Origin of the sequence: Spiroplasma sp. hy2 (assembly GCF_044714365.1) — a bacterium.
GTDB lineage: Bacteria > Bacillota_I > Bacilli_A > Mycoplasmatales > Mycoplasmataceae > Spiroplasma > Spiroplasma phoeniceum.
Map to the genome: position 1 here is coordinate 1 of NZ_RXFZ02000124.1, position 3,039 is coordinate 3,039.

Here is a 3,039-nt window from a genome sequence, read left to right on the forward strand (position 1 = left end):
WAAATAAAAGATATTTTTGCTTTAATTTTTATAAAAAATCTTTACAAATTTAAAAAGCTTGATTTTACAGTTTATAAAGTGCTACACTTCATAGTACAATTTACAAAATAAAAGAATTAAATAAAGATTTAGAAAATAATATAAATGATTTTGAAGTTAGTGATATAACACCCACAAATGCAAAAATACAGTATAAAAGAAAAGATATTTTAAGTGGTGAAGTAGTCGTTACTTTTATATCTAATATTAATTTAAATAAAATTATTACAAATAATAATTTAGGTGAATTTAAAACTGAAAATTTATCTAATCCAACAAAACAACAAATTAAAAATAAACTAAAAGAAATGTATAACAATCTAGATATCACAAAAATCAAAGTTGAAAATATTACTAACAGCAGTGCAAAAATCACTTCTGCTGATGAAACTGTTTATACCGAAAATGTAAAAGTTAATTATAGTGTTTCAATAGATTCACTTAATTGATAGTAATAAAAGGATATAAGGAATATGAAAAAAATATTAAGTATTTTAGGTGCAATATCATTAGTAGGAACAACTACAACAAGTTTAGTTGCTTGTAATAAACCACAAGAATATACAACCAAAGAATTAGAACACTTAAAAAAAGAAAACCAAATAGACACAACAAATGAAACTATTAAAAACAATTTAGAATGAATAGCACCACAAGAAAAACCATTTAATAAAGTTGATAATAAATGATATTATGTTGTATGAAAAAGTAAAAATTGAAATATCACCAAATTTAAAAATAATGAAGAAATACAAAATAAGGATAGTTTTAAAGTTTTAGAACAAAAAGATGAATATAAACTTGAATTACATCGTTATAGTTTAAAATATGAAGTTGATTTAAATGTTTATGAACCATCTAATATGACAAACTGGCCTTGAAGAATAGATCATGGTAATTATTTTAAATTTGTTTATCGTTGAAATGGTGAAGAACAAAATTTACCTAATTTAGATATTGATAAAGATGGTACTGTAAAAGTTAGTGGCGAATAAAAAAGAGATGTAAAATCTCTTTTTCTTTTATCTTGGTTTAATTGTAATTTTAACAGAACTATCGCTCTTATTTCTAATACCTAAAACATTTGGATTATTAACATCTAATGTTATATCTTTGTCATTACCTCATGAAGTATGATTTGTTTCACAATATCCTGATAGTTGAATAAATAATATTTTTGAAAATCTAATTTTTAATTTTACATCATTAGTATAATATGTTTGTAAATATATTTCTTTAATTTTTTCATTATCATTATTAGATAATTTTGTTATTTGAGTTAAAAAGTTAATTGGTCATCTTCTTCAAGAAATAGTATATCTACTTTGATAATCATCATAACTTGGTAAACCATTAGTTTTACCAGTAGTAAATGTTTTAATATTATTAGTTATTTCTTTAGTATCATTTATTCTAAAAATATTTGGGAAATTAACTTTATCAGTTTGTGAACGACCACTTTCTTGTAAACTTGCATCAAATAAAGGACCAAAATTATATTCACAAGTAGAATAACCTGCTAAAATATTAACATTTCTATTAGGAATAAAGTTTTCTATATTTGGAACTGCACATTCAACTTGTATATTATTAAGATTACTTATTTCAATAGTTTTATAAGCATCTTGAAATTTACTTATACTTTGAATTGTTGGGTCAATTTGTTTTAAGTCAATTTCTACCTCATAATAAGCAGAATTAAACTCATCAGAAAATAAATTAAGATAACTATTAGGAATATTTGAATGTTTACATTGTGCTGGTGCTGTAATTTTAGTTTTTAATGGTTGTACTACATCAGAAGGCATAATATCTTTTGTATAAGGTTGATAGTTATATGGCACTGGTGGTAATACATATTGTGGGTAATTAAATGTTGGTATTTCATAATCATGTGGTAATAAGAAACTAGTTTTATAGTTAGTTGTCATATCGCGTAAATAATTATTTAAAACACTTTTTGTTTTACTTCTGAAACTCCATACTGATAATCGTAAATAATCTTCTTCATTATTTGTATATGGGTTATCAGCATAAAAGATAATTTCAAAATTACCTTTATATAATGCTTGGATTGAAAACATATCAATAATATAACTACAATTTGTACCATCAGGTGTTTGTAAGAATTCACAATCATTATCTTTTTCACTAGCACTAACTGTTATTTGCGCATCTACTGCTTTGGTTTTTTCATTAATTAAATAAACTCGGTTAGTTTTTTCATTTAATTGTTTTAAATTATAAGTTGAATAAACTAATTCACTTGTTGGTTTTCCATCTTTTTCTAAAACATTACCTTGTATTTTATCAGTTAATAAAATTGTAAACCCTAAACTAGTAGCATTTGCTCCAAAGATAGCACCAACTTTATCATTTCCTTGTTCTCTAAATATTTCAAATGGTAAATAACCTTTTCCTTTTGATTTTTCAGACCAAAAAGCATCATTATAAAAACTATAAATATTAGCACTCATAAAACCATTAAGTCATGGAAAATTAGGTCATTTATCATCTTGGGTAATTGTTAAATTCCCAATTCAGTTCCAAGGAATACCAAACGAAACAAAGTTTAAAAACTTTCCAATAGCAAGTATCGTAAAAGGATTAAAGACTAATTTTTGCGTATAGTTTAAAGGTAATACGGTAATTTGGCGATTAATAAAATTATTCATATTTAAAATATCTCAAACATTACATGCACCCATTTTATTATATTCAATTTGAACTTATCCAACTGTATTACCAAATTCATCTTTTCTTCTAAAATATGATGAGGCTTGAGTACTAATAATATTATCAACATTACCACTATTTACTTTTATTTTATTTGGTGGAGTAATCATTCAACTTTTAGACCAATAAGGTTTAGAATTTGAATTTTCTTCCTTAATAGTTGTTCCAACAGTCGGATTGGTTGCTGTTGAACTTGCTTTATCTGTTATTATCATACCCTCATTATTTTTTTCAATTCAAAAATCAGACATTGATTGAATHTTT

General features: G+C 24.1%; 4 protein-coding genes. 2 read left to right on the plus strand and 2 right to left on the minus strand.

What is annotated here, in order from left to right:
• Positions 1 to 347: 347 nt before the first annotated feature.
• Positions 348 to 491 carry a hypothetical protein gene (locus EHV01_RS04320; protein ID WP_422066363.1) on the plus strand — a complete coding sequence of 48 codons (144 nt, stop codon included), beginning with the start codon at positions 348 to 350 and terminating at the stop codon, positions 489 to 491.
• A gap of 21 nt (positions 492 to 512) precedes the next feature.
• On the plus strand, positions 513 to 1,034 hold the full coding sequence (locus EHV01_RS04325; RefSeq protein ID WP_422066364.1) for a lipoprotein: 522 nt from the start codon (positions 513 to 515) through the stop codon (positions 1,032 to 1,034).
• A 27-nt stretch (positions 1,035 to 1,061) separates the two neighbouring features.
• Here EHV01_RS04325 and EHV01_RS04330 read toward each other — a convergent pair whose 3' ends face one another.
• On the minus strand, positions 1,062 to 2,747 hold the full coding sequence (locus tag EHV01_RS04330) for a hypothetical protein (RefSeq protein ID WP_422066365.1): 1,686 nt from the start codon (positions 2,745 to 2,747) through the stop codon (positions 1,062 to 1,064).
• Between the two features lie 21 nt (positions 2,748 to 2,768).
• Positions 2,769 to 3,039, minus strand: a 271-nt coding sequence (locus EHV01_RS04335) for a hypothetical protein (RefSeq protein ID WP_422066366.1), incomplete at its 5' end; no start/stop codon positions are given.